This window comes from Burkholderia cepacia (genome assembly GCF_001039005.1).
Classification (GTDB): domain Bacteria; phylum Pseudomonadota; class Gammaproteobacteria; order Burkholderiales; family Burkholderiaceae; genus Burkholderia; species Burkholderia theae.
The window spans coordinates 48,711-74,020 of sequence record NZ_LDWR01000034.1; the positions used below are offsets into that span (position 1 = coordinate 48,711).

A 25,310-nucleotide genomic window follows, 5' to 3' on the forward strand; every position below is an offset into this window, starting at 1 on the left:
GGGATCGATCCTGATTCGTTACGGAATGGCCGCGCCGGGAACGCAAGCACGGGCACTCGGCGTTCGATGAAGTAGGTGTTCCTATCCGTGAGGGTGATAACTGTCGAGCAACTGCTTCCACGCGGTGCGATGCTCGTCCGACAGCGGCGTCTGGCTCGACAGCGTGATGACGAGCAGGCGCGGCGCGTCGACGACGGTCATCGCCTGGATCTGGTGAAACGTCGACCCCGATTGCCGGAACGTACTCTCGAGCTCCAGCGCCGGCACGTGTTGCGCACCGATCTCAACCTGCCGCCGCGCGATCTCCTTGAAACCCGTCACGTGCCGCGTCATCAGGCCGATCTGCCGCTGCATGCAGCGTTCGAGATCCTCTCCTCCGACAAGCTGGTCGCGGCTGACGACGATCTGGTACGTGCCGCTCGTCTGCGGATGCGCGAGCGTCAGCACGTTGACGGTGCGATCGTCGGTCGGCGACGGCACATCGAAACTGCATTCCTGAATGAGATATTTCATATGCGTTGTCGTCTTCGGAATAATCCGGCGCCCTCGCCGGTCAGGGGTTCAGATCGATCTTCTTGCCCTGCATCAGGAAGTAGTCCGACGCGTTCTCGACGATCTGCACGCCTTCGAGCCGGATGACACCGTCCTTGGTCAGCGTGATGCGCGCCTTGCCGCACTGGATCACGATCTGTTCGGTGACGTTGAGCGTGTAAGTACCGGCGTCGGGCGGCGGCGCGTTGTCGGGCGGCAGCGCACCGACCGTCATCGCAAAGCCGCTGCCCACGCCGACCGTCTGGTTGTTGCCGGTGTTCGACGCATGATCGACCTTGACGTTGAGCGTGTGATTGCGGCCGACGGCCCAGCGATGATCGTTGCCGACGACACGCAGTTCGTCGTGCTCGACCTCGGTGCGCATGTCGCGTTCGGCCTGCAGCCAAAGCTCTTCTTCGCCCTGCTTGTCCTCGAAGCGAATCGCGTTCGCGGTACCCGAGTGGCCCTTGGTCGAGCGCGACAGGATGCCGCTCTGCGTCGCATTCTCCGGCAGCTTCCACGGCGGCATGTTCTGCGCGTTGTACACGCGCGAGATGATGATCGGCCGGTCGGGGTCGCCGTCGAGAAACGACACGACCACCTCGTCGCCGATACGCGGAATCTGCACGCCGCCGAAGCCGCCGCCCGCCCACGGCTGGCCGACACGAACCCAGCACGAACTGCTCTGGTCGCGCTTGCCGAGGCGATCCCAGTGGAACTGCACCTTCACGCGGCCGAGCGAATCCGTGTGGATCTCCTCGCCCTTCGGCCCGACGACGATCGCCGTCTGCGGACCGGCGATGACCGGCTTGACCACCGACAGCGACGGCCGCCACGGAATCTTCTTGCGGATGCACTGGAAGCTCGCCGAGTACCGGCCCGAGCCTTCGTTCGACTGGTAGTTGTTCATGCCGTGGTGCCGCACGGCCGTCACCAGGAATTGCCGGTCGGTCTCGTTGCTGCTGCCGGGATCGTAGTGATCGGTCAGTTCGAAATAGCGATCGGGCGACAGCGTGCGGCAGTTGGTGGCGCCGGAGAATGCCTTGCCGTTGGCGGCCAGCGCCTCCAGCCGGAAGCGTGCGAGCTCTTCGCCATGATCCGTCGAATCGAAACCGTACCCGCCGAGATAGTCGTAGATCTCGTAGTGGTCGACGTCGCCCTGTTTGATCGGTGCGTCGCCGGACACATAGCGCCGCGCATTCGGCACCTTGTAGTCGAACGTCTTCATGCTGACGCTATCGGACGACAGGTGTCGCTGCGCGACCCATTGCGTGACCACGCTTTCGTCGTCGAACGCTTCACCGGCCGCGGCATAGCGCAATGCCGACGGTCCGTCGATCGGCTTCGCATTGGTCGACGCGTCGGTCACGATCAGCTTGTGGCTGTCCTTCGCATGCTCGAAATAGAAGAACAGCCCGTCCTGCTCCAGCAGGCGCAGCACGAAATTGAGATCGGTTTCCCGGTATTGCGTGCAATAGCTATACGGCTTCAGCGTTCTCGATACACGAAACTCGTAGGACGCGAGTTTCGAGTAACGCGAAAAAACATCGCCGAGAATATCCTGGACATTCTTGTCCTGGAAAATGCGCGAATCGACGCGACGCGACAGCATCCACAACCACGGCCGCACGGTTGCCGTATAACTGGCCAGCCCGCCGTCGGTTCCGGTATGCGCGAACTGCGTCACGTAACCGTGGAAAACCCGTTCGTCGCTGCTCGCCAGCGCATTGCTCAACTGCAACGATACCGTCACGGGCTGCCCGATCATCTGCTTCAACTCGATGTTCGGGTTTCTCGACGCGAGTCCGAGTTGCATGTCGTACAGAACCGACAGCCCCTCATTGCATTGAAAGTCGCCCAGCACGAGTTCCGACGACCCGGACAAGGGTGTTTTGATCGTCAGCAGACGGCTGTTCTGCAGGTTGAGAAAACCTGCCAGATCGGACAATTGCATAATGGCCCCCTCAGATTGCTTTTGCCCTTGTCTCGGGTATCAAGCCGCAAAATCATAATCCACGACCGGCCAAAAAGGGGACTCCGGAATCGTTATTTGACAGTTCAACGAACGAACCCCAATAATCAATATAGAAATAATTACCGACATAAAATCGACTTGAAATATATTGCGGGAATTATTACCTTTCCGTTGACTTTCCCTTTATTGACAACGACTTCCTTTCGTCCATCCGGCTGGTTTTCGTCATGCAGCAGGATTATATTTGCGCTGATCGCCGAAAGCGTCGGCACGCTCACTGGCCTCATCGATAATCAACTCAGCATTATTAATACGACGCCATGCCGAAATCACCCGCACTGTGGGAACCCTATTGCCACCGGGCCGACGCCGAGTTTCACCTGTCGAATTTCGCCGGACGGGTACTCGGCCCCAAGGCGGGCGTGATCTTCTTCGACGGCCTGGCCGCGGCGCGGCTCAAGCCCGCGCTTCCCGACGCCGACGGTCATGCGCTGGATCTCGTCGTATCCGCGTCGAGGTTTCCCCTTGCGGCGCCCGATCCGTTGAGCAACGCCAGCCCGCAGACCATCGCGCAGCTGTCGCATGCCTGGTCGCAACGCGTCGCGGCGGCATCGGGGCCGACGGCGCTCGACAGGGGGCTCGCGGCGACACGACAATTCATGGGCGAGCACAAGATTGCATTTGGCGCGGCGGCCGTCGCCGGCGATGCATTCGGGGTGCTGGCAGGCGTCGTGTCGCTGGGCATACTGTTCGCCGGGGGCGCCGTGCTTCTCCCGGCACTCGGCGTGGTCGCCGGCGCCGCCTCTGCCGTGCTCCTGTTCGAGGACGGCAAGATGCTCAGCTACGAGCTGACCGGCGACGAAGTCCACCGAAAGGCGCTCGAAAACTCGTGGCATTACAAGCTGGTCGAAACGATCGGCCCGATCCTGCTGTTGCCCGATCTCGCATTCAGCGGTGTACGAACACTGGCGTCACTGCCCAGGCTTTCACGGGAAGCCGGCGAAGCAGCGGAGGAAGCCGCTCAAGCGGTCAAGCGGCTGGCCAATCAACGCAAGGACATCGATGCGTTTACCCGCAACAACCTCGATCACCCGAATCAGGCGCTGATGCGTGAACAGGCCAATCAGATGCGCGGACAGGCAAGCGGTTTCGCGAACGACGTGCGTGAGGCACAGAGAAAACTCGACAAGGCCCACCGCGAGCTGATGCTGGCGCGGACCATCGGCGCGCCGGCATACTTGACGACGACCTACGGCACCGGTGTCTACGGCGTCAATTCGCCCAACAACTGGCCGGAAATCATCGCGTGGGTGCAAGAACATACGCATCAGTTCGCGGACCATGCAGCCGGTTTGCTCATGCCGCCGCGCGTGGCCAACGATACCGGGGCCGGCGACCCGACAACCGTGTTGCAGTTCCAGGTCGGTATCAGCCGCCATCCGGAGCACGCGCAATGACCGACCTCGATCGACGGTCGATCGCTTTCGACGACCCGCAGCCGGAGCGCCCGGGCGATCGTCCGCGCGGTGCGCCCGCACAAGCCGCCATTGCAGGCGGTGCATTCTTCGTGGCGGCGGGATTCACGTTCGTGGAACTCGTCTATGGCATCGCCTCGCTGATGCACGTCGGCGACGAAGTCGTGATGCTGCCGACATGGATCGTGCTGTCGATCGTCATGCTCACGGTCGGTATCGGCGTAGGCCGCGGCAAGCTCTGGGCCGTCCGCCTGTTTCGCTGGCTCTCGTTCGTCGCAATGGCGCTCTATCTTCCGTTGCTCATCCTCGCGCTCTACCTGAACGCGGGCCCGATACCTATCGATCGTGGACTGGCCGTCGTCATGTTTGTCTCGGCCGCCGTCAAGCTCCTGCCGTTCCTCATCATCTACCGCGCACTGCGCAAAGTCCGCTGGCTCGACCCCGATTCGCTGCCCCATGAATGGGAACCGCCCTACATCCAGCGCTGACCCGATCGAGGATGGACGAACTCCTGCCCCACTATGAGCGCGAGCTGGCGCTGCTGCGCCGCTCGACGCGCGAGTTCGCCGCGCGCTTTCCGAAGATCGCCGCGCGCCTCGGGATGACCGACGGCGAAAACGACGATCCGCATCTCGGCAGGCTGCTGCAGTCGTTCGCACTACTGGGCGCGCGCATCAGCAGGACACTCGACGACGACTATCCGGCGTTCGCGCAGGACGTCATCGACACGCTCTATCCCGAGCAACTGCGCCCCATTCCGTCGTGCTCGATCGCGCAGTTCGACGCAGGCGTCGCGCTCGGCCAGCTGACCGAACCCGTGACGATGCCGCGCGGCACCGAACTCGAGGACCGGGCCGGCACCTGCCGGTTCCGGACCAGCTACGACATCACGTTCGCGCCGATCGCGATCGATCGGGTCGGCGTCGCGCCGGCCGCCGCGTTGTCGCCGCGCGGCAAGCTGCCGCCGAATACGTCGATCGTGCTGTCGATTACGTTCGCATCGCTAACGGATGAGGCGGCGTTTCGCACGGCAACGCCGGAGCAGATCCGCATCCACTTCCACGGCATGCCGGCACTGTCGTCCACGCTGGCCGATGCGATGCTGCTGCATGCACCGATGGCGTTCGTCGAAAGCGATCGCGGCGGCCACTGGAAACGCCTGCCGCAATTTCCGCTGAAGCCGGCCGGGTACGACGAACGCGACGCACTCGTGCCGCACGCGGAAGCGGAACACGCGCCGTGGCGCCTGCTGCGCGAATACTTCGCGTTTCCCGACAAGTTCGCATTCGTCGACATCGACTTCGGGATGCTCGCGCGCGCGGCCGGCCCGTGCCGAAAGCTGACGCTGCACGTGCCGATCGTCGACGTGCCGGAATCGTCTGCCGCACGCGTGCAGCTCGACGCGATCACGACCGACCACCTGCGGCTGTGCTGCACGCCGATCGTGAACCTGTTCAGTCGCGACGCGATGCCGATCACGCTCGGGCCCGACGCCACGGCCTATGCCATCACGCCGCACGTGTTGAGCATGCGCGGCATCACCGTCCGCTCGATCGATTCGGTTCGGCTGGCCGCCGAGGGCGCACCGGAGACAGCAGGCGGCACACCGGTGCCGTGTTACCGCGGCTTCGTGCATGAACGTTCATCGCGCGACGCGCCGGCCTACTGGCTCGCATCCGTGCGCGAATACGACGACGACGCCAACGCGTCGCGACACCCGGAGATCATGCTCGTCGACCTGCCCGGGCGTGCGATTGCACGAGCGGGCGGCCAGCTCATGCTCGGCCTGACCTGCACGAACGGCAACCACCCTGCGACGCTGCCGTTCGGCGCCCCCGACGGCGACCTGTTCAACGAGAACGACAATCTCGCGGGCCGCGTGACGCTGTTGCGCGCCGCGTCTCGCTGCCGCACCGTGCCGCGTCGACAGCGTGCGCTCTGGCAGCTCGTCGCCGGCCTTGCGCCGCATGTGCTGACCCTGAACCCGGCCAGCGTCGAAACGCTGCGGGCATTGCTGCGCCTGCTGGCGGCCGACGCAGCGGGGCCGACGCCGATCATCGACGCGATCGTCGGCGTCTCGCACCGGTCCGCCATGCAATGGACGGCCGTCAAACCCATGTCGACGTTCGTGCGCGGCATCGAGATCACGGTGAGCATCGAACCGTCCGCATTGAATACGGCAAGCCTGTACGCATGCAGCCGCATGCTCGAGCCGTTCTTCGCCCATTTCGCGCCGGCCAACGGCTTCGTGCAATGCGTGATCCGCGATGCGTCCGGCCGCGAGCGGGTGCGCTGCCCGCCGCGCTTCGGCACGACGGCGGTGCTGTAGGCGACGCCTGCGCGCAAGCCCATCCACCAACAACAAAAACAAGGCCCGGTGCACTTCCGCGCACCGGGCCCATCCTGCTTCACGAAATTCCCGCGCTATCTCACTTGCGGTCGAGCGAATACCGCCCCGGCCCGCTCAGCGCGAGCAGCAACAGCCCGCCGATGATGCTCACGTTCTTGTAGAAGTTGATCATCGCCATGTACTGGTCCATCCCCTGCAGCGCCCAGTAGCGGTGGCCGATCAGTGCAGTTGCGAGCGTATAGGCGGCGAACACGAGTGCGAGCGGACGCGTATAGAAGCCGATCGCGATCAGCAAGCCGCCGGCCAGCTCGACGGCCACCGCGATCGCGGCCGCCAGCTCGGGCGCCGGGTTACCCGTCGACGCCATGTACGCGACCGTGCCCGAGAAGCCGGTCAGCTTCTGCCAGCCGAACAGCACGAACAGGATCATCAACAGCACGCGAGCCGCCAGCAGCAGCTCGTCCTTCTTCGATTCCAGCGAAAAGTAACGCATGACAATCACCCTTGAATTGACGGTTTGATGCATCCGGTGCCGATACGCGCCGAATCAGCGCGCCAGTCCGGCAACGGACCACTCCTCGCACAATCGGACAGCGGGCCGACCGGCCCGCCGCCGAGGAATCCGATCCGGAGGGCGCCGTTCCTGGCGCGCTCCGGATCGGTTCTGGCGAAGCACGAGTGCAGTCTACTGTCTCACCAAGAATCATCAATCCGTTAAAACATGATTCGCTGTCTCGATAAAGTGGACAATCGGAGACGACAAGGCCGTACAAGGCAGCAGACCGGGCAGCGTCAATGAACCTGTTCCCGTGTTTCAAGACCATGAAAATTGCCCGGCCTTTTACCGGTCACCGTCTCCAATAACTATTCCCGGCTTCAATTGACGCGCACCGGCCGCAACAACGCGCCACAACCGCTATTCAGCGACACGCTCAATGCGCGACTTCCTCACGATCACTTCAACCTGACAACTCGACGGTCTTTGCAATTGCCGAAGCATCATGTTCCGCATAAGGACACACGGCCCGGGAATGCGAAGTGGCAAGCGAAAGCGTTTCACGTGCATGTGGCCTGGTGTCGCATGTGACGGGATGACGTCCGGTGGGCAAGGCTCACAGCTCGACGCCCGCCGGGAAACACGCGTTCTCCGCGCAGTCGATCCGACCGATGTTTAGCGAAATGCACGAAAACTTCTTCATCAAACATTCATGCTTTCAGCAAGATTTCAATGCTGGCGGAAATCCTCGAATAAATGCAATTAAAATCATGCGCTTACGCTAAAAAATCGCTAACCGCCCTCGCACATCCACCCGCCCGCACCCCGTCTACAATTTTCTCAAGAAGCATTACAAAAAATTACCAATTAATACCGATTTAAATATAGGATAGCGCTCTGTCACGTTCTTACGTTTCCCCGACACCGCCCGTGGACCCGGAAGGCGTCGCGCGGGAAACGGCATGCAGGCGAATCGCGACGAGGCCGCCCGGATCACCCGCACGCGGGCTCGGCGGCCGCTCGTCTGAGGATCGCCTTTCAACCGGAGCTCACCCATGCCAACGAACACGCCTGTGAATAGCAGCGCGAACGCAAACAGCCTGATGCAACAGGCGGCGCAATCGATCATCAGCGGTTCGACCGGCAATCCGTCGGTCGACGTCGGCGCGCTCGTCAAGTCGCTGGTGAACGCGAAGACGGCCGGCCATGCCGCGTCGCTTGCCGCGTCGCAAACGTCCAGCAACACGCGGATTTCCGCATTCGGCGCGCTGTCGTCGGCACTGGGCGCGCTCCAGGCGGGCCTCACGTCGCTGACGAACGGCGGGCTGCAATCGACCTTCACCGCGGTCGCGAGCGGCAAGGGCCTGACCGCGACGTCGGGTGCGGGCGCGGTCGCCGGCACCTACACGGTCGGCGTCACGCAGATCGCAACCGCGCAGGCGCTGTCGTCGGCGGGTTTCACCGGGAACAAGGCGCTCGGCACCGGCACGCTGACGCTGTCGCTCGGCAGCCAGTCGTTCAAGGTCGAGGTCGGCGGCACGAACAACACGCTGTCGGGCATCGCGGCCGCGATCAACTCGGCATCGAACAACCCGGGGATCAGCGCGACGGTCATCAACGGCACCGACGGCGCGCACCTCGTGCTCGGGTCGTCGAAGACGGGCTCGGCGAACGCGATCAGCGTCGCGGTCGGCAACGTGGCCAACGACAACGGGCTGTCGAGCCTCGGCGTCACGTCGACGGCCGACACGACCGGCGGCGCATCGAAGATCGACTCGGCGAACAGCGCGGCCGCGTGGCGGCAAAGCGCCGTCGCACAGGACGCGAAGTTCACGATCAACGGGATCGCATCGACCAGCGCGAGCAACGCGGTGTCGGGTGTGTTGACGGGCGTCACGCTGAACCTGTCGGCTGCCGCGGTCAGCGCGACCGATACGCAGACGCTGACGGTCAGCACCGACACGAAGTCGCAAGCGGCGACGATCACGAATTTCGTGAACCTGTACAACACGGCCGTCAAGACGATGGGCGCGCTGACGAGCTACACGGAAGGCGCGAGTTCGCAGGGCGCGCTGATCGGCGACTCGACGCTGAACACGATCCGCAACTCGCTCGCGTCGATCGTCGCGCGCGGCGTCGACGGCGCCGCCACCGAGAACGGCCACGGGCGCATGAACCTGATGGCGATCGGCATCAAGCTCGAGAAGGACGGCACGCTGAACGTCGACAGCGCAAAGCTCGGCGACGCGCTGTCCGCCAACCCGACGGCGGCCGCGCGCCTGTTCGACCCGACGAACGGGATCGGCACGCGCCTGAACGATCAGATCACGCACTTCACGAAGAAGGACGGCATGATCGACGTGCGCACGAACGCACTGAACGCCGACCTGAAGCGCGTCACGCAGCAGCAGTCCGATCTGTCCGACTACGCCGCGCAACTGACCAAGCAGTACCAGGCGCAGTTCACGGCGCTCAATACGCTGATGGCCAGGATGAACACGAACACGAAGTACCTGACGCAGCTGTTTGGCGGCGCCAACAGCAGCGGCACGCTGGCGAACAAGTGAACGGCCGGGCAGCGCGCTGAACGCGCCGGCGGCTCGCGCCGCCGCGCGCGGTGTGTCGCCTGGCGGTATGGTTCATGCCCAGTGCTGCACCAGCGCCTGCCGGGTGCGCTTGCCCGATTCATCCAATCGCGGCAGGCAGCCTGCACGCGGTTCGCCCGACATGGGCGTGCCGTCAGCCAAGACCTTCGACCCGATCGGCGAACAAATCGATCGCACGCGAAACCTGACGCCCGAAATAGCCTGGCCGCTCGCGTTCGTACGCGCGCAGCAGCGACGTGCATTCGCGCTCGGCCCAGCGCCACACGGGGCCCTGCTTCGCGAATACCGGATGATCGTGCAGCTCGGCCGGCACCGCGTGCTCGTCGTCCCAGCCCCAGAAATAAGCCTGATACGCGCGGGCGAACGGCATCCCCAGATTGGTCGCGACGGTCTCGTCGTGGCGCAGCGTGAAGTCGACGATCTCCTTGCGTGCGCGACCGCCGACGTCGTCGTGACGCGCTTCGATCCAGCAGTGATACCGCGCGAGTTGCGACAGATGCCGCGCGGTCCGGCGCCGCTCGCGCGTCGTGCACAGCGCGTACAGGTTGCCGGCGCCGAAATCCATCACTTCGCCGCCCGCGAACGGCCGGTAAGGCTTACCGGTCAGCAGCGTCAGCACCTGCGCGCCAACGATCGCGTAGTCGGCACAGCGCATGTAGCCGCTGCGCGTCGTCGCCTCCGACACGCTCCGGTGGACGGCCTCGTCGATCACGGCGTGCAGCATGGCATCAACCGGCGCCGCCAGGATCGGTGGCTGGCTTGTCGTCGTCACTTGTTGCATGGAGGGCGAATACGGGTTCAACGGTTCGTCGGTAAAAATCACACCGCGGCATAATATTACGAATCGTTACGGAAAACGATGGGAAGGTTTGGCGATATTTGTGTGCTTTTGTCGTACGGTACGGGAGCCCGTCGGACAGCCTGTGGAAGCGGCAAACGCGGGACGCAGCGCCGCACGCCGGACGAGTGTCGGCGGTGCGCTCGCGGATCGCGGGCGGCTCGCTGTGGTGATGCAGTGAATGAAGGCCGGACCGCGCGTCGGCCTCGTGTCGGCGATGCGCTGTCGTTGGTGGCATGGGTATCGTGACGGACCGGCCGGCTAGCGTGGACTTGCTGCCGCGGCAGGCGGCTTTGCCGTCATCGACGCGCTCGGGAATCCCGGCGGCTTCGTTGCGTGGCGCACGCGGCCCGGTCGCGGCGCCGCGTTCGTGTCATCCGGGGCATTGCAGACACACCGTTGACGCCGCATGGCGCGACGCATCTCGAGGTGCCGATTCTTCTTGCGGCAAACGCACGCACCGGCCGCGCGCTTCCTGACGATCACATGCAAAGGCAACCGCACGCGCGGCTCGCCAGTGTGTCGCGCGCCGCCCGATCCGCACGGCGCACGGCACGCATCCCACGCTATTGAGCGGCGATCCGCCGGCGGAAATGCTCGGTGCCGGCCACGATCTTGTCGAGCACCGCGTCGAGCGCCCAGAATCGTTCGCGCACGTCGTAGTCGATCGCGCGGCATTTGATCGACCCGAAGGTGCCGATCCGCTGATGGTAGAGCTTCGCGAGCGCCGGGTAGCCCAGCGCCTCCGATACCGCCGAGACCACCAGGAACGTCGACAGCTCGTCGGCCAACGCCGGATTCGTGTGTCCTTGCGTGCGCAACCACCGGTACAGATCCGGATGGAAGTTGGTGAACACACCGTTGAAGCCGGCGGAGCCCGCCTTCATCGCGTCCCACGCAATCGCGGCATTCGCGTTCAGGATCTTCAGCGGCGATCCGGCCGCGAGCGCGACACGCCGCTTCACCGTCTCCAGGTCGCAGCTCACATCCTTGAGCATCACGAACCGGCCCGTGTCGATGCACGCGCGCAACTCGTCGTCGGACAGCAGCCGTCGGTAGGGCGCCGGACACTCATACAGGCCGAGCGGCAGATCGGACGGCAGTCGCGCAAGCAGCTTGTGAAGATGGTCGAGCAACGCGGCGCTGCCCTTGCGCTGCGGATCGAGTCGGTTGGTCACGAGCACGACGCCCTGCGCGCCCGATTCGGCCGCCGCGCGCAGCTCGGCCACCTGCGCATCGAGATCGTCGCTGATGTGCCCGGACGCGACGACAGGCACGCGCCCGGCCACCCGCTCGACCACGAAGCGCGCCAGTTCCGCGCGTTCGGCAAGCGTCAGGAACTGCATCTCGCTCGATTGCGCCACCGCGAACAACGCATCCGAGCCGTGCGCCAGATACCATTCGATGAGCCGTTCGAGCCCCGCGTAGTCGATCGCGCCGGCGTCGTCGAACGGCGTCAGCATGACCGGCACGATCCCCTCGATGGTCACGCTCGATTGCTGCTGGTGTTGCATCTGTTTCTCCTTGCTTCAGTGAATACGTGGTGCGAGCCGCGGGCTCAGGCCGGCAACGGGCCGGGCGCGGCGTTCGCGGCGTGCTCGGGAATCGGCTTGCGCACCAGCAGCAGGTACGCCATCGCGCCGGCGAACGCGATCGCCGCGGCAGTCAGCAGCGCCGGCACGAACGACCACTTCTGCGCGATGACGCCCGTCAGGATCGGCGCGAGCGCACCGCCGATGAAGCCGCCGAAATTCTGGATCGCGCCGAGCGAAGCGATACGGCTCGGCGGCGCGGCCGCCGTCGCGAGCGCCCACGAGCAGGCCGACGCCGCGTTGGCGAGAAAGATCACGACCGAAATGCACGCGAGCGCGACCACGTTGCTCTGCACCAGCGCGGCCGGGATCGTGAACGCGACCATCCCGAGCATCGCGACCACCACCGCATTGCGCCGGCTCACCACCGGCGAACGGCTGCGACGCGTGACCAGGTCCGACAGCCAGCCGGCGACCAGCGAGCCGATGAACCCGCACAGGAACGGCACCGACGCGGCGAATCCGGTACGGATCAGGCTCATGTGCCGCTCCATCGTCAGATAGCCGGGCAGCCAGGTCAGGTACACCCAGTTCAGGTACACCGACCCGAAAAAGCCGATCAGCATCCCCCAGGTCGTGCCGTGCGAGAACAGGCTGCGCCATTCGACGAAGGTCAGTTTAGGCGCCGCAACCACGCTTTGCGCATCGGCATCGAGATAACCTCGCTCGGCCGCGGTCAGTTGCGCACGCACCGGATCGCGGTACAGCGCGAACCACACGACGGCGACGACGAGGCCGAGTGCCCCCGTCACAATGAACGCCCAGCGCCAGTCGAACGACACGACGAGGATCGACAGCAGCAACGGCGCGAGCGCGGTGCCGAGCGGCGACGCGGCGTTGAAGATCCCGGTCGGCGTGCCGCGCGCGCGCAGCGGAAACCAGTTGCTCACCACGCGCGCGGCCGACGGGAATTGCGGCGCCTCGCCGATGCCGAGCGCGATGCGCGCGACGATGAACCAGCCGAAGGTGGACACGATACCGCCCGCCGCCTGCGCGAACGACCAGACGATCAGCCCGATGCCGAGCAGCCGGCGCGGACCGATGCGGTCGACCAGGCCGCCGACCGGGAACTGGCACAGCGCATAGCTCCACGAGAACGCCGACAGCAGCAGCCCCATCTGCGCGAGCGACAACCCGAGATCGCCCCGGATCGCCGAGCTCGCGACGGCCAGCGTGCCGCGATCGAGATAGTTGACGATCCCGCTCGCCATCAACAGCGCGAGCGCGATGCGTTGCCCGCGCCGGATCCGCGGCGGCGCATGCGGATCAGATTGGTTTTCGCTCATTTCGATTGTCTCCATGTCATGGGTATCGGCCGGATCCGGCCGTTCCGTCGTGTGCGGAATTCAAGCGTCCATGCGTGCCACTTCCTCGCGTGTCGGGATCGAGGTCTGCGCGCCGAAGCGCGTGACGCTGATCGCAGCCGCACGCTGGCCGAAGCCGATCGCGTCGTCCATCGACGCGCCTTCTGCCCGGGCCGCCGCGAACCCGCCGACGAACGTGTCGCCGGCCGCGGTCGTATCGACGGCGACCACCGTCATCGCACGATGGCGGCCGTGCCCTGCGCTGCCGCGCCAGCACACGCCGCGCGCACCGAGCGTGACCAGCACGTTGCCGACGCCCTTCGCGCACAGCGCATCGGCGGCGCGCACGGCCGACGCATCGTCGCCAACCGCGATGCCGGTCAGCGACTCGGCTTCGGTTTCGTTGACGACGAGGTAGTCGACCCGCGCCAGCAACGCGTCCAACAGCGGCTGCGCGGGCGCGGGATTGAGCAGCACCGGCGTGTGGTGTGCGGCTGCACAGGCAATCGCGCGCGCCACGGCGGCGAGCGGCACTTCGAGTTGGCACACGAGCAGCGCCGCCCCGGCGATCGTTTCGCGCGCCGCATCGATCCGGCCGTCATCGACGCATGCATTCGCGCCGGGCACGACGACGATGCTGTTCGCGCCGCGCGCGTCGACCGTGATCGTCGCAACTCCGGTTGCCGTGCCGACGACGCGATGCAGGTGCGTCACGTCGATGCGCTCGGCCGCCAGCGCGTCGTGCAGGCGCGCACCGAACGCGTCGTCGCCGACGCAGCCGATCATCGCGACCGACGCGCCCAGGCGCGCGGCGGCGACCGCCTGGTTCGCCCCCTTGCCACCGTGAACGGTCTGGAAATCCGTGCCGAGCAGCGTTTCGCCCGGCACCGGCAGGCGCGGCGCGCGCGTAACGAGGTCGATGTTCACGCTGCCGACGACAGCGATACGCGGTGATTGAGCATCGTTCATTTTCGAATGTAATCGCTTACATTTGCAACGGACAAAATAGCCGGAAAGGCCGTCGTCAATGAAAATTTCGCAATGCGGATGGAAAGGCCGTCTGACATAATAGGAATACAGCATCAAGATAGCGCTTACATTCTCACAGGGTCGAACGGGAACGCAAGCGGGACCATCACGAATCGAGGGTAAACAATGACGCTTTTGACAGCGCGCGGCGCCGGCCACCCCGCCACGCCGGGAGACGGCCGATGAGCACGACCCCGTCCCGCGGCGGTGCATCGCGTGCGCGCCGCGGCAGCGGCCGCTCGGTGCTCGGCGATGTCGCGAAGCTGGCCGGCGTGTCGACCGCGACCGTCTCGCGCGTGTACAACGATCCCGGCAAGGTGTCGGCCGATGTGCAGCAGCGCGTGCGCGATGCGGCGCGCGCACTGAACTGGATTCCGAACGCGGCCGGCCGCGCGCTCGCGTCCACGCGCACCCACATCACGGGCGCGATCATTCCGACGCTCGACGACCAGGTGTTCGCGTCGCAGGTCGCGGGCATGCAGACCGTCATGGCCGAGCACGGCATCACGCTGTTTCTGGGCTGCTCGAACTACGATCCCGCACAGGCGCTGGCCCAGGTGCGCGCGATGCTGTCGCGCGGCGTGGAAGCCGTGTCGCTGGTCGGCGAGGCGTATCCGCCGGAACTGTTCGAACTGCTCGCGCTGCACCGCGTGCCGTACGTCGTCACTTACGCGTATCGCGACGACAGCCCGCACTGCTGCATCGGCTTCGACAACCGCGCGGCGTTCGCGCGGCTCACCACCCACCTGCTCGACCTCGGCCACCGCGATTTCGCGATCATCATGCAGCCGTCGGCGGACAACGACCGCGTGCAGGCGCGCCTGCGCGGCATTCACGACACGCTGGCCGCGCACGGGCTCGCGGTGCGCCCGGTGCATCAGCACGAAGGCGCGGCCACGATCGCGTTCGGGCGGGCCAGCCTGCGCGCGATCGCCGACAGCGACGCGGCGACGCGGCCGACGGCCGTGATCTGCGGCAACGACGCGCTCGCGCTCGGCGCGTTGCTCGAGGCGCAGGCGCTCGGCATCGCCGTGCCCGCGCAAGTGTCGATCACCGGGTTCGACGACATCGCGCTCGCGCGCGAGATCCAGCCGCCGCTGACGACGATGTGGGTCGACACCGATGCGATCGGGCGCCAGGCCGCGCATGCGTTGCTCGACGCGCTCGAAAACGGCGCGACGGGGCCCGGCTGGGCGGTGATGCCGGAGTTGAGAACGCGGGAATCGGTCGCGCCGCCGGCGCAGGCGCGCGCATCGCGCAAGAAATGAAGCGGCGCGGGCCGCCCTGCGCGCTTACTGCATCACGTCGATCGGCAGCGTCTTGTCGAGATTGTCGTGCCACGCCTGGATGGTCTTCGGCACGGTTTTCTTCCACGCCTGCGCGTTCGAGTAGTAGCGCATCCTGACCTTGTCGTGTGCGTCGAACACGAGCAGCCCGATCCACAGATCGGTGCCGCGGCTCATCACGATCGCCGCGTTCGTCGTCGCGATGCCGCGCACCCAGTACGACATCACGCGCGCGTGCAGCCCGTCGAGATCCTTTTCGTCGGCACTGCTGTTGACCATGTCGACAAGCGTCGCGTAGTCGGCGCCGAGCAGCGTGTGCGCGCTCGCGTTCTGCGTCGCGTCAGTCACGACCTTCAGGCTCAGCAGGTCGGCCTGCGGCCTGGCCTGCACCTGCGACGCGGTCACGTAGTCGCCCGCATAAACGACACCCGAGCCGGCGCCGCAATCGAAATCCGCGCCCTGCTGCGTGATCCGGATGCGTCCACCCTTCCGTTCGAAATCGAGCCGGCATTTGTCCTTGCGGTAGGTGCCGCTGTCGCCATGCAGCACGACGTCGCCGTCGAGCCCGCCGGTATTCGCGCCGTTATTGGCGCTCAGCTCGAAATGCAGGCGCGGCGCGGTGCCGGTCAACGTCAGCACGCCGCCGAACGACGGGTTGTCGCTCGTCATGGTCCAGGTCTGCTGCCAGCGGTCGGCGGCAAGCGGCGTGCCGTTCAGGCTCGCGAGCCGTTCGCGATAGCGGTCGCCGAGGCACGGCGCGTCGGCGCCGCACTGGTCGCGCTGCTTGAGCCACTTCAGCTGCGCGGCCTTCAATGCGGCCGTATCGCCGCCCTTCGCGAGCGCCTTCTTCCACGCCGCCGACAGGTCGCCGTCGAGCTTCGACAGTGCGGGGTCCGCGCAGATCGTCTTCTCGGTCGGCGAAGCGGCCTTCGCGCAGTCGAAGCCGGCCGCGTGCGCGGCGATCGGCAGCAGCGACAGCAGTGCGGCCATCGCGACGGATCGCAGCGGCGTGTGCCGCGCATCGCATGGAGGAGTCGCGGCCGGGCCGCGCACGTTCGATCGGATCTGGAGAGTCATCGGCTTGGCTCGTCGCTGGTTTGCGCGCGTGCAGAAGCTACCTGCACGCGACATTCGAGGTAAAAACGCCCGGCCCGGCATGCGGCGCATGCCATCGCCCGCCGAAGCGTAACCCGAATGCACGGCGCCGATCAATCGACGCTGGATGTCGGCGCAACCGTCCCGGCAGCCACGCTGCATTGCATGAAACCATCGCGCAATGCGGCTTCCACCGCCGCATCGACGATCCCGATGAAGACCATTACACCGTCGGCCCCTGTGGCCGGGCGCAAGCCCGTCGAACCGGCCACGGCGAGCACGCCGAGGAGCGCAGACATCAACAGAAACGTATCGCCAAGCAGTCCGATCTTCTCGGCATTTTTCCGGAAGCAGGTTATGCGCGAGTGACCGACGGGGAACCACGACGGAGATCCGTCGCTGACCGGGCAAACCGGTGCCGGCGTCAGACGTGGAACAGCGCCAGTTCGTAACTCGTGCTCCGGCCGCCGGACGACGAGCGACGCAACACGCCGCGCTCGACGAGTTCCAGGATGTCGCGCAGCGCCGTATCCTGCGAGCACTTCGCAAGGGCCGCCCACTTTGTGGTCGTCAATTTCCCTTCGAAGCCGTCGAGCAAGCGATTCATGACCTTGACCTGGCGTGCGTTCATCGCGAAACCCGCACATCGCTGCCAGAAGCGCGCCTTGACCAGGACCGCGTCGAGCGTCGTGTGCGCGTGATCGATGGCCCTGTCGAGTGCATTCAAAAACCACGCGAGCCATTCGGTGACGTCGAGCGAACCGCGCTGCGTACGCTCCAGCACGTCGTAATACGCGTTACGCTCGCGCTGGATTTGTGCCGACAGGCTATAGAAGCGCTGAGGACTCCGATCGGCGCGCGCAAGGACCAGATCCCCGAGCGCTCGCGCGATACGGCCGTTGCCGTCGTCGAACGGATGAAGCGTGACGAACCACAGATGGGCCAGGCCGGCCCGGATCAGCAACGGCTCGGCCGGCGTGGCATTGAGCCACGCGAGAAAGCGCCCGACCTCGTTGGCCAGCCGCGCGGCGGGCGGCGCCTCGAAATGCACGCGCTGTCGGCCGATCGGCCCGGACACCACCTGCATCGGCCCGCTTGCATCCGTACGCCATGCGCCGACCGTGATCCGCGACATCCCCGAATAGCCGGTCGGGAACAGTGCCGCATGCCACCCGAACAGACGGCTTTCGGTGACCGGCGCCGCCGAATGCGTCGTCGCATCCAGCACCATGTCGACCACGCCCTCGACGTGGCGATCGACCGGCGCGAGCGCACCGATATCGACCCCGAGCCGGCGCGCAATCGACGATCGGACCGATGCGACGTTCAGATTTTCGCCCTCGATGGCGCTGGTCTTGACGACGTCCTCCGTCAGCGCGACCAGGCTGGCCTCATCGCGCAGCGCAAGGCCGATATCCGCCAGTCGCCCGGCCAGCATGCCTTGCGCACGGCTGACGTCGGCGAGTGACGTGGCAAGTGCCGGGAGGTCGAAGTGCCAGGCAGGCCAGTCGGCCGACTCCCAGATGAAGGTGTAATCTCCGCTCATGATGCGGAGATTATCCCACCGATTCGCCGCACGACTCAATATTCTCCGCAAATTCTGCGGAGAATAACGCCCCTATTCACCGCAAACCCGCCCGCTACCGCGCGCGGCCCGCCCCGCCCTTCGCCGCCGGCGCCGCCTGCCCCAGCCGCTCCGCGAGAAACCCGATGAACGTGCGCAGCGTGACGAACCCTTCCCGGTGCTGCGGAAACACCGCATTGAGCGTGATCGGCGACGGCGCATGCGCGTCGAGCACCGGCACGAGCGCGCCGCTGTCGAGTGCCGCGCCGACGATGAAGTGCGGCAGCAGCGCGATGCCGAGCCCCGCGATCGCCGCGTCGCGCACGACTTCGCCGTTGTTCGCGACGAGCGGCCCCTGCACGTCGAACGTGCGCGCCGCGCCGTCGACCCGGAATTCCCAGCCGACGCGCCGCTCGCGCCCATACAACAGGCACGTGTGGCCGGCGAGATCGGCCGGTGTCGCCGGCGTGCCCTGCCGCTTCAGGTAGGCCGGGCTCGCACACGCGATCATCTGCCACGCGCCGAGCGGCCGCGCGATCAGCGTCGAATCCTCGAGCGAGCCGATCCGCAGCACCAGATCGAAGCCCTCGCCGATCAGGTCGACGCGCCGGTCAGTCAGGTCGAGGTTCAGCCGCACGGCCGGGTGCGCGGACAGGAATTCGGCGATCAGCGGCGACACGTGCGTGATCCCGAACGACAGCGGCGCACTGATCTTCAGCGACCCGTGCAGCTCGGTGCTGCGCACCGACATCGCCTGCTCGGCGTCGGCGATCTCAGCGAGGATCCGCTGCGCCCGCGCATAAAACTCCTGCCCCGATTCGGTCACCGCGAGATTGCGCGTGTTGCGATGCAGTAGCCGCACGCCGAGCGACGCCTCCAGCGCCATCGTGCGCCGGCTGACGAACTGCTTGGACAGCATCAACTGGTCGGCCGCCGCCGTGAAGCTGCCCGCGTCGACCGTCGCGACGAAGATCCTCAGATCGTTGAGTTCCATATTGTCCACTCCATAGCGACAGTCATTATCTCCACAGCCATTTATTTGTCAAATCGATTGACCTAAGATTCATCTCAACGAACGGCCGGTCCCACTTCCGAGGTCCGGCGACTTCAAGGACAGAAATCATGATCGAAATCCGTGCAGCAAACCAACGTGGCCGTGCGGAGCATGGCTGGCTCAGCTCCCGTCATACGTTTTCGTTCGCGAATTACTACGATCCGAAGCAAGTCGGCTTCTCCGACCTGCTCGTGATCAACGACGACCGCGTCGCGCCGGGTGGCGGCTTCGGCACGCACCCGCACCGCGACATGGAAATCCTGTCGTACGTGCTCGACGGCGCGCTCGAACACAAGGATTCGATGGGCACCGGCTCGGTGATCGTGCCGGGCGACGTACAGTTGATGAGTGCGGGCACGGGCGTGCGCCACAGCGAGTTCAACCACTCGCAGGAAACGCCGGTCCACTTCCTGCAGATCTGGGTCGGGCCGGCCGAAAAGGGTGCCGAGCCGCGTTATCAGCAGACGAATATCACGGCCGGCGACAAGCGCGGCAAGCTCACGCTCGTCGTGTCGCCGAACGGCGACGCCGGTTCGCTGAAGATCCGGCAGGACACGCGGATCTACGCAGGCCTGTTCGACGGCGCTGAACAAGCGACGCTGGAACTGGCGCCGAACCGCTTTGCTTACGTGCACGTTGCACGCGGCAGCGTGACGGTCAACGGCATGACGCTCGGCGAGGGCGACGGCCTGCGCATCCGCAACGAGCAGGCGCTGACGTTCGCGGACGGCAACGATGCCGAAGTGCTGGTGTTCGACCTGCGTCCGGTCGAAGTGACGGCCGAGTGGGCATGACGTCCGTTCGGGAAACCGGGCCCCGCTGAACGCGGGGCTCTTTTAATCGGAGATTCGCAACATGGCCAAGGTACTCGTTCTTTACTACTCGTCCTACGGGCACGTCGAAACGATGGCGCAACACATCGCGGAAGGCGCGAAATCGGTGCCCGGCGTCGAGGTCGCGCTCAAGCGCGTGCCGGAAACGATCCCGGTCGACCAGGCCAGGGCCATCGGCGTGAAGGTCGATCAGGCCGCACCGGTCGCCACCGTGGACGAACTCGCCGATTACGACGCGATCATCTTCGGCACGCCGACCCGCTTCGGCAACATGGCCGGCCAGATGCGCACGTTCCTCGACCAGACCGGCGGCCTGTGGATGAAGGGCGCGCTCGTCGGCAAGATCGGCAGCGTGTTCGCGTCGACCGGCACGCAGCACGGCGGCCAGGAAACGACGATCACGTCGTTCCACACGACGCTGCTGCATCAAGGCATGGTGATCGTGGGCGTGCCGTACGCGTGCAGCGGGCTCGTCAACATGAACGAAATCACGGGCGGCACGCCGTACGGCGCGACCACGCTCGCGGGCGCGGACGGCAGCCGCCAGCCGAGCGCGAACGAGCTCGAGATCGCCCGCTACCAGGGCAAGCACGTCGCGCAACTCGCGAGCAAGCTCGCGTCGTAACGCCTGCGCGGGCCTCGCGGCCCCGCACACGAACAAACGGCGCCGGTCGACCCGGCGCCGTTTGCGCTGTGCACGCCTTCCGGCCGTTACTGCCCGGAAGCCGGCGCGGCGGGCGCCGCCTTCGTCGCGGGCGCCTTCTGCGTGGCGTTCTGCGGATAGTTGCTCTGGTCGTTGGTCAACCGGTAACCGCTGCCGGTACCGATCGCCTTCAGGTCCGACGCATGGCGCGCGCGGGCCGCCTTGCGTGCGGCCTTCTTCTGCGCCTTGTCGAGCTGCTTCTGCGTCGGCGCGGACGCCGGATCCTGCGCGTATGCCGCCGGCGCGGCGGTCAACAGCAGACCGAACGACGCCGTTACTGCTACTGCCACCGAAACCACGCGAGACTGCTTCATGGCCGGATCTCCTTGTCGATTGTTGGTTGTGGGTCGAACACCGGCGCGCACGCGAACGCTTGCGGCAACGGCGCCGATGCAACGTTAGCCGATCACTGCACAAATGTCCCTGTGCGTTCCTGAATTCTCCCGATAACGGCAGCGATACGTGCGTGCCGCGCGCGCCGCCGTTTCGGCACGCCGTGCGCGCCATCAGGGAAACCGATACCCCCGGGTAGCCGGCGCTCAGACCCAGCGCGACAGCATCGGCAGCAGGATCGGCACGACGAAGGCCGTCAGCACGGCGGTGAGCGACGGAATGCCGCCGATCTCCGCGGCGACGGCCATCGCGATCGTCGCCGATTTCGGCGCGAGCGATGCAATCGTCTGGTGCGACGCACCAAACAGCGCCGCGATGCCGACCGCCGACACGATCGCGGTCAGCGACCGCGAGCAGGCCGACGAGCAGCGGCACCGCGGTGCGCCGCAGTTTCGACCCATTCGAGTCACCGGCTCGTCGCCACCACCACGCTCACTGCGGCCGCAGCATCCGCTGAATGATCGTCCGCAACATCGCGCGGTGCGCGCGCGGTTTGAACCCCGGCTCGAACACGACGCGCCCGACCGCGCCTTCCGCAAGCGCGAGCAGCCAGGTCGCGACCAGATCGGGCTTCAGGCTCCCGTCGATCCGCCCTTGCGCGACGCCGCGCTTGATCAGCGCGACCATCCGCCCTTTCACCTGCGCTTCGTTCGCCGCGAACAGCGCGGCGACATCCGGATTGCGCGTCGCCTCGGCCGCGGTCTCGATGCTGATGCGTGCATAGACGGGATCGCTCGACAGTTCCATCAACGCCAGCGCGATCTCCTCGATCGCGGTCAGCGCATCGTCGGCGTCCGCATGCTGCGCGAACAGTTCGGCCATCTCGCGCTGGTCGTCCTGCGCGATCGCCTCGATGATCGCCGCCTTCGTCGGGAAGTAATGAAACAGGTTGCCGGGGCTCATGCCGGCCGCCTTGCATATCGCGGCCGTGGACGTCGCATGGAAGCCGTCGCGCGCAAAACAGTCGATCGCGGCGTCCAGGATCTGGCGCCGCTTCGCTTCCACTCTTTCAGGATCGATCTTTCTCAACGGGAACTCCGGGCTCGACGGTGACTCGAATCTTTATTCGACTGATTAGTCGATCTATTATCATCGCGATATCCCGCAGGTGTCAAGGCGTCGTGCTCATGCACGTGCCGCCGACGGGCTCGCATTATCCGTTTCGCACTATCTATCAGAGGGCCCCTTGAAACGAATCGTCATGATCGGCATCGCACTCGTCCTGCTCGTACTCGCCGCGCTCACCGCGCTTGCGTTGCACGGCCTGTCCGATTTCGAGCTAAAGCGCGCAAACGTGTCGACGCTCACGTTCCGCAGCGGCGGCGCCAACCTCGTCGGCACGCTCGCGCTGCCGGCCCATGCACCCGACGCGCCGATCGTGCTGCTGGTCCACGGCGACGGGCCGCGCACGCGCTTCTCGGACGACGCGATGCTGCCGCTCGTCAACAGCTTGCTCGACGCCGGTATCGGCGTGTTCGCGTGGGACAAACAGGGCACCGGTCGCAGCAGCGGCGACTGGCTCGCGCAATCCATGCAGGACCGTGCAAACGAAACGATCGCGGCACTGGCACGCGTACGCGCGGCCGCCGGCCCCGCGCACGAGGTCGGCCTGCTCGGTTTTTCGCAGGGCGGCTGGGTCATTCCGCGCGTGGCTCATGCGGTGCGGCCCGCATTCTCGGTGATCGTCGGCGGCGCCGTCAACTGGCGCCGGCAAGGCACCTACCTGACGCGGCAGCAGCTCGAGGCAACCGGCCTGCAGCCGGATCGAATCGATGCGACACTGGCCGCCGAGCGACGCGACAACGACGCAATCTTCGGTCGGGCGGACGTGCCGGCCGATCCGGGCCGGCGCCCTGACATCGAGCCGCGCCGCTTCGGCTTCATCGCGCGCAACTACCTGGAAGACGCATCGCAGGCGCTCGCGACGATGCAAGGGCCCGTGCTGGCCGTGTGGGGCGCGCTGGACCGCAACGTCGATCCGGTCGACGAGGCGAACACCTACGCGCACGCGTTCGCGAACCGGCCCGACCGGCGCGTGGTGATCGTGCCCGATGCGACGCACGCGTTGTTGCGCGCCGGCTGGTTCGACTACCAGCTCGAGAGCGACTGGCCGAAATGGAAGACGTGGCTGTACATGGCGCTCGGGCGTCATGCATATGCGCCGGGCACGCTCGGCCCGATCGAAGCGTGGATCCGGTCGCATTGAACACGCGTGAAGCACGGCAGCGACACGGATCGCGCCGCGCATGAAACAGGCAATACCGGCTGCGCCGTTCGGCGCGGCCGCATCAAGGAGAGGTTCCAATGTACTCGTGGTTTGAACGGCGCTTGCCGACTTTCCCGCTCGAAGATCCCGTCACGCCGCCGAGGGGATTCTTCTCGTTCGTCTGGGCGTGCACGAAAGGCGCGCGCAGCTGGATTCTGCTGATCGCGCTGACGTCGGCCGCATTGGCCGCGTACGAAGCGGCGCTGTTCGCGATGATGGGGCGCGTGGTCGACTGGCTGTCGTCGGCGACGCCGGCCAATTTTGGCGGCCGGCATTTCGGCACGCTTGCCGGTTTCGCGGCGATCCTCACCGGCAGCACGTTGCTGATCGGGCTTCATACGATGGTCAAGCACCAGGTGCTCGCGATCAACTTCCCGATGCGGCTGCGCTGGCTGTTTCACCGGCTGATGCTCGACCAGAGCCTGTCGTTCTACGCGAACGAATTCGCGGGCCGCGTGACGACCAAGATCATGCAGACCGCGCTCGCCGTGCGCGACGCGCTGTTCATGTCGGTCGACGTCGTGATCGGCGTCGCCGCGTACCTGATCGGCATTCTCGCGCTCGCGGCCAGCTTCGACTGGCGGCTGATGATTCCGCTCGTGCTGTGGGCGCTCGGTTATGGCGCGGCGTGCGCGTATTTCGTGCCGCGCCTGGGCGCGGTCGGCAGCCGGCAGGCCGATGCGCGCGCGCTGATGACGGGGCGCATCACCGACGCGTACTCGAACATCACGACCGTCAAGCTGTTCTCGCACACGCGGCGCGAAGCCGACCACGCGCGCCGCGCGATGGAAGCGTTCAAGGCGACCGGCGACGCGCAGATGCGGCTCGTCAGCGCGTTCGAGATCGTCAACCACCTGTTGTCGACGCTGCTGCTGGTCGGCTCCACCGGCCTCGCGGTCTACCTGTGGATGCACGGCGAAGTAAGCGCGGGTGTCGTCGCGGCGGTGATCGCGATGGCGCTGCGCCTGTCGAGCTATTCGCACTGGATCATGTGGGAAATGACCGAGCTGTTCGAGAACGTCGGCACGATCCAGGACGGCATCAACACGCTGACGAAGGTGCACAGCGTGGTCGACGCGCCCGATGCGAAGCCGCTCGCGGTGCAACGCGGCGGGATCGTGTTCGACAACGTGCAGTTCGCGCACGAAGACAACGACCGCGCGGTGTTCGACGGGCTGAACCTGACGATCCGGCCGGGTGAGCGGATCGGCCTGATCGGCCGCTCGGGCGCCGGCAAGTCGACGCTCGTGAACCTGCTGCTGCGTTTTTACGACGTGGGCGGCGGCACGATCCGGATTGACGGGCAGGACATCGCGCACGTGACGCAGGACAGCCTGCGCAGCGCGATCGGCATGGTCACGCAGGATACGTCGCTGCTGCACCGGACGATGCGCGAGAACCTGCTGTACGGGCGCCCCGACGCGACCGAGCGCGAGATGCACGACGCGGCCGTGCGCGCGGAGGCGTCCGAATTCATCGACCGGCTGCGCGACCGCCACGGGCGCAGCGGCTACGACGTCGAGGTCGGCGAGCGCGGCGTGAAGCTGTCGGGCGGCCAGCGGCAGCGCGTCGCAATCGCGCGCGTGATGCTCAAGGACGCGCCGATCCTCGTGCTCGACGAAGCGACCAGCGCGCTCGATTCCGAAGTCGAAGTCGCGATCCAGCGCAGCCTCGACACCCTGATGAGCGGCAAGACGGTGATCGCGATCGCGCACCGGCTGTCGACGATCGCGGCGATGGACCGCCTGATCGTGCTCGACGAAGGGCGCATCGTCGAGGAAGGCACGCACCAGCAGCTGCTGCAGGCGGGCGGCATCTATGCGGCGCTGTGGGCGCACCAGAGCGGCGGCTTCCTCGGCGAAACCGCGGATGCGGAGGGCGCGGCGCAGTGACGGGGCGGCATGTCCGGCTATGGCAATA

Annotated in this window: 22 protein-coding genes and 1 pseudogene; 9 read left to right on the top strand and 14 right to left on the bottom strand. The window is 66.0% G+C overall.

Going from position 1 to position 25,310, the window contains the following annotated elements:
* Positions 1-81: 81 nt before the first annotated feature.
* Together VL15_RS20110 and VL15_RS20115 are read right to left on the bottom strand one after the other, a co-directional pair.
* Positions 82-513 carry a DcrB-related protein gene (locus VL15_RS20110; RefSeq protein WP_048248064.1) on the bottom strand — a complete coding sequence of 144 codons (432 nt, stop codon included), beginning with the start codon at positions 511-513 and terminating at the stop codon, positions 82-84.
* A 40-nt stretch (positions 514-553) separates the two neighbouring features.
* Positions 554-2,485: a type VI secretion system tip protein VgrG gene (locus tag VL15_RS20115; protein ID WP_048248065.1), complete on the bottom strand. Its 1,932-nt coding sequence runs from the start codon at positions 2,483-2,485 to the stop codon at positions 554-556.
* 341 nt (positions 2,486-2,826) lie between these two features.
* Between VL15_RS20115 and VL15_RS20120 the strand changes: the two genes are divergently transcribed.
* The 3 genes from VL15_RS20120 to tssF are packed head-to-tail and all read left to right on the top strand — an operon-like array spanning position 2,827 to position 6,310.
* Entirely contained in the window at positions 2,827-3,963 is a 1,137-nt protein-coding gene (locus tag VL15_RS20120; protein ID WP_048248066.1) for a hypothetical protein, read from the top strand.
* Positions 3,960-4,469 (top strand): hypothetical protein, encoded by a 510-nt coding sequence (locus tag VL15_RS43215; RefSeq protein WP_230684489.1) that lies wholly within the window; start codon positions 3,960-3,962, stop codon positions 4,467-4,469. The genes VL15_RS20120 and VL15_RS43215 overlap by 4 nt, the downstream gene beginning before the upstream one ends.
* Positions 4,470-4,480: 11 nt before the next feature.
* Positions 4,481-6,310, top strand: a complete 1,830-nt coding sequence (tssF, locus tag VL15_RS20130; protein ID WP_048248067.1) for a type VI secretion system baseplate subunit TssF — start codon at positions 4,481-4,483, stop codon at positions 6,308-6,310.
* Between the two features lie 100 nt (positions 6,311-6,410).
* Here the strand turns inward: tssF and VL15_RS20135 are convergent, their stop codons facing one another.
* Positions 6,411-6,824, bottom strand: coding sequence for a DoxX family protein (locus VL15_RS20135; protein WP_048248068.1), 414 nt, complete (start codon positions 6,822-6,824; stop codon positions 6,411-6,413).
* Positions 6,825-7,882: 1,058 nt separating this feature from the next.
* On the opposite strand from VL15_RS20135, the gene fliD reads away from it, so the two are divergent.
* Positions 7,883-9,394: a flagellar filament capping protein FliD gene (gene fliD / locus VL15_RS20140; protein ID WP_048248069.1), complete on the top strand. Its 1,512-nt coding sequence runs from the start codon at positions 7,883-7,885 to the stop codon at positions 9,392-9,394.
* A 172-nt stretch (positions 9,395-9,566) separates the two neighbouring features.
* On the opposite strand, the gene VL15_RS20145 is transcribed toward fliD, so the two are convergent.
* The 4 genes from VL15_RS20145 to rbsK form a co-directional block, all read right to left on the bottom strand.
* Positions 9,567-10,214 (bottom strand): hypothetical protein, encoded by a 648-nt coding sequence (locus VL15_RS20145; protein WP_048248070.1) that lies wholly within the window; start codon positions 10,212-10,214, stop codon positions 9,567-9,569.
* A 623-nt stretch (positions 10,215-10,837) separates the two neighbouring features.
* A complete protein-coding gene (locus tag VL15_RS20150) occupies positions 10,838-11,785 on the bottom strand; it encodes a dihydrodipicolinate synthase family protein (RefSeq protein WP_048248071.1) in 948 nt (315 codons plus the stop codon).
* 44 nt (positions 11,786-11,829) lie between these two features.
* Positions 11,830-13,164, bottom strand: a complete 1,335-nt coding sequence (locus VL15_RS20155) for an MFS transporter (protein WP_419188679.1) — start codon at positions 13,162-13,164, stop codon at positions 11,830-11,832.
* Positions 13,165-13,209: 45 nt separating this feature from the next.
* Positions 13,210-14,136 (bottom strand): ribokinase, encoded by a 927-nt coding sequence (gene rbsK / locus VL15_RS20160; RefSeq protein WP_048248072.1) that lies wholly within the window; start codon positions 14,134-14,136, stop codon positions 13,210-13,212.
* Between the two features lie 242 nt (positions 14,137-14,378).
* Between rbsK and VL15_RS20165 the strand changes: the two genes are divergently transcribed.
* Positions 14,379-15,464 carry a LacI family DNA-binding transcriptional regulator gene (locus tag VL15_RS20165; protein ID WP_048248073.1) on the top strand — a complete coding sequence of 362 codons (1,086 nt, stop codon included), beginning with the start codon at positions 14,379-14,381 and terminating at the stop codon, positions 15,462-15,464.
* Between the two features lie 24 nt (positions 15,465-15,488).
* On the opposite strand, the gene VL15_RS20170 is transcribed toward VL15_RS20165, so the two are convergent.
* The 4 genes from VL15_RS20170 to VL15_RS20185 all read right to left on the bottom strand — a co-directional run bounded on the left by VL15_RS20170 (position 15,489) and on the right by VL15_RS20185 (position 19,135).
* Complete coding sequence (locus tag VL15_RS20170) at positions 15,489-16,559, bottom strand: lysozyme inhibitor LprI family protein (RefSeq protein WP_053077681.1); 1,071 nt, start codon at positions 16,557-16,559, stop codon at positions 15,489-15,491.
* A gap of 131 nt (positions 16,560-16,690) precedes the next feature.
* Entirely contained in the window at positions 16,691-16,876 is a 186-nt protein-coding gene (locus VL15_RS20175) for a hypothetical protein (protein ID WP_048248074.1), read from the bottom strand.
* Between the two features lie 125 nt (positions 16,877-17,001).
* Positions 17,002-18,123 carry a Fic family protein gene (locus VL15_RS20180; RefSeq protein ID WP_230684490.1) on the bottom strand — a complete coding sequence of 374 codons (1,122 nt, stop codon included), beginning with the start codon at positions 18,121-18,123 and terminating at the stop codon, positions 17,002-17,004.
* Positions 18,124-18,217: 94 nt separating this feature from the next.
* The gene (locus VL15_RS20185) at positions 18,218-19,135 is read right to left on the bottom strand and encodes a LysR family transcriptional regulator (RefSeq protein ID WP_048248075.1); all 918 of its coding nucleotides are present in this window, start codon (positions 19,133-19,135) and stop codon (positions 18,218-18,220) included.
* A 128-nt stretch (positions 19,136-19,263) separates the two neighbouring features.
* Between VL15_RS20185 and VL15_RS20190 the strand changes: the two genes are divergently transcribed.
* Both VL15_RS20190 and wrbA read left to right on the top strand, forming a co-directional pair.
* A complete protein-coding gene (locus VL15_RS20190) occupies positions 19,264-19,989 on the top strand; it encodes a pirin family protein (protein ID WP_048248076.1) in 726 nt (241 codons plus the stop codon).
* Between the two features lie 61 nt (positions 19,990-20,050).
* Positions 20,051-20,653: an NAD(P)H:quinone oxidoreductase gene (gene wrbA, locus VL15_RS20195; RefSeq protein WP_048248077.1), complete on the top strand. Its 603-nt coding sequence runs from the start codon at positions 20,051-20,053 to the stop codon at positions 20,651-20,653.
* 86 nt (positions 20,654-20,739) lie between these two features.
* Here wrbA and VL15_RS20200 read toward each other — a convergent pair whose 3' ends face one another.
* The 3 genes and pseudogenes from VL15_RS20200 to VL15_RS20210 all read right to left on the bottom strand — a co-directional run bounded on the left by VL15_RS20200 (position 20,740) and on the right by VL15_RS20210 (position 22,153).
* Entirely contained in the window at positions 20,740-21,045 is a 306-nt protein-coding gene (locus VL15_RS20200) for a hypothetical protein (protein ID WP_048248078.1), read from the bottom strand.
* Between the two features lie 225 nt (positions 21,046-21,270).
* A pseudogene (locus tag VL15_RS20205) lies at positions 21,271-21,520 on the bottom strand (LrgB family protein); the annotation flags it as partial.
* Between the two features lie 36 nt (positions 21,521-21,556).
* On the bottom strand, positions 21,557-22,153 hold the full coding sequence (locus tag VL15_RS20210; RefSeq protein ID WP_048248080.1) for a TetR/AcrR family transcriptional regulator: 597 nt from the start codon (positions 22,151-22,153) through the stop codon (positions 21,557-21,559).
* Positions 22,154-22,310: 157 nt separating this feature from the next.
* Between VL15_RS20210 and VL15_RS20215 the strand changes: the two genes are divergently transcribed.
* Together VL15_RS20215 and VL15_RS20220 are read left to right on the top strand one after the other, a co-directional pair.
* Positions 22,311-23,330: an alpha/beta hydrolase family protein gene (locus VL15_RS20215; RefSeq protein ID WP_048248081.1), complete on the top strand. Its 1,020-nt coding sequence runs from the start codon at positions 22,311-22,313 to the stop codon at positions 23,328-23,330.
* 98 nt (positions 23,331-23,428) lie between these two features.
* Positions 23,429-25,282 (top strand): ABC transporter ATP-binding protein, encoded by a 1,854-nt coding sequence (locus VL15_RS20220; protein ID WP_048248082.1) that lies wholly within the window; start codon positions 23,429-23,431, stop codon positions 25,280-25,282.
* Positions 25,283-25,310: the final 28 nt, after the last annotated feature.

Bases quoted from the DNA above. Each gene is read 5' to 3' on its own strand.
- VL15_RS20110 (WP_048248064.1), bottom strand. From the start codon at position 513: ATGAAATATCTCATTCAGGAATGCAGTTTCGATGTGCCGTCGCCGACC.
- VL15_RS20115 (WP_048248065.1), bottom strand. From the start codon at position 2,485: ATGCAATTGTCCGATCTGGCAGGTTTTCTCAACCTGCAGAACAGCCGT.
- VL15_RS20120 (WP_048248066.1), top strand. From the start codon at position 2,827: ATGCCGAAATCACCCGCACTGTGGGAACCCTATTGCCACCGGGCCGAC.
- VL15_RS43215 (WP_230684489.1), top strand. From the start codon at position 3,960: ATGACCGACCTCGATCGACGGTCGATCGCTTTCGACGACCCGCAGCCG.
- tssF (WP_048248067.1), top strand. From the start codon at position 4,481: ATGGACGAACTCCTGCCCCACTATGAGCGCGAGCTGGCGCTGCTGCGC.
- VL15_RS20135 (WP_048248068.1), bottom strand. From the start codon at position 6,824: ATGCGTTACTTTTCGCTGGAATCGAAGAAGGACGAGCTGCTGCTGGCG.
- fliD (WP_048248069.1), top strand. From the start codon at position 7,883: ATGCCAACGAACACGCCTGTGAATAGCAGCGCGAACGCAAACAGCCTG.
- VL15_RS20145 (WP_048248070.1), bottom strand. From the start codon at position 10,214: ATGCAACAAGTGACGACGACAAGCCAGCCACCGATCCTGGCGGCGCCG.
- VL15_RS20150 (WP_048248071.1), bottom strand. From the start codon at position 11,785: ATGCAACACCAGCAGCAATCGAGCGTGACCATCGAGGGGATCGTGCCG.
- VL15_RS20155 (WP_419188679.1), bottom strand. From the start codon at position 13,164: ATGGAGACAATCGAAATGAGCGAAAACCAATCTGATCCGCATGCGCCG.
- rbsK (WP_048248072.1), bottom strand. From the start codon at position 14,136: ATGAACGATGCTCAATCACCGCGTATCGCTGTCGTCGGCAGCGTGAAC.
- VL15_RS20165 (WP_048248073.1), top strand. From the start codon at position 14,379: ATGAGCACGACCCCGTCCCGCGGCGGTGCATCGCGTGCGCGCCGCGGC.
- VL15_RS20170 (WP_053077681.1), bottom strand. From the start codon at position 16,559: ATGACTCTCCAGATCCGATCGAACGTGCGCGGCCCGGCCGCGACTCCT.
- VL15_RS20175 (WP_048248074.1), bottom strand. From the start codon at position 16,876: ATGTCTGCGCTCCTCGGCGTGCTCGCCGTGGCCGGTTCGACGGGCTTG.
- VL15_RS20180 (WP_230684490.1), bottom strand. From the start codon at position 18,123: ATGAGCGGAGATTACACCTTCATCTGGGAGTCGGCCGACTGGCCTGCC.
- VL15_RS20185 (WP_048248075.1), bottom strand. From the start codon at position 19,135: ATGGAACTCAACGATCTGAGGATCTTCGTCGCGACGGTCGACGCGGGC.
- VL15_RS20190 (WP_048248076.1), top strand. From the start codon at position 19,264: ATGATCGAAATCCGTGCAGCAAACCAACGTGGCCGTGCGGAGCATGGC.
- wrbA (WP_048248077.1), top strand. From the start codon at position 20,051: ATGGCCAAGGTACTCGTTCTTTACTACTCGTCCTACGGGCACGTCGAA.
- VL15_RS20200 (WP_048248078.1), bottom strand. From the start codon at position 21,045: ATGAAGCAGTCTCGCGTGGTTTCGGTGGCAGTAGCAGTAACGGCGTCG.
- VL15_RS20220 (WP_048248082.1), top strand. From the start codon at position 23,429: ATGTACTCGTGGTTTGAACGGCGCTTGCCGACTTTCCCGCTCGAAGAT.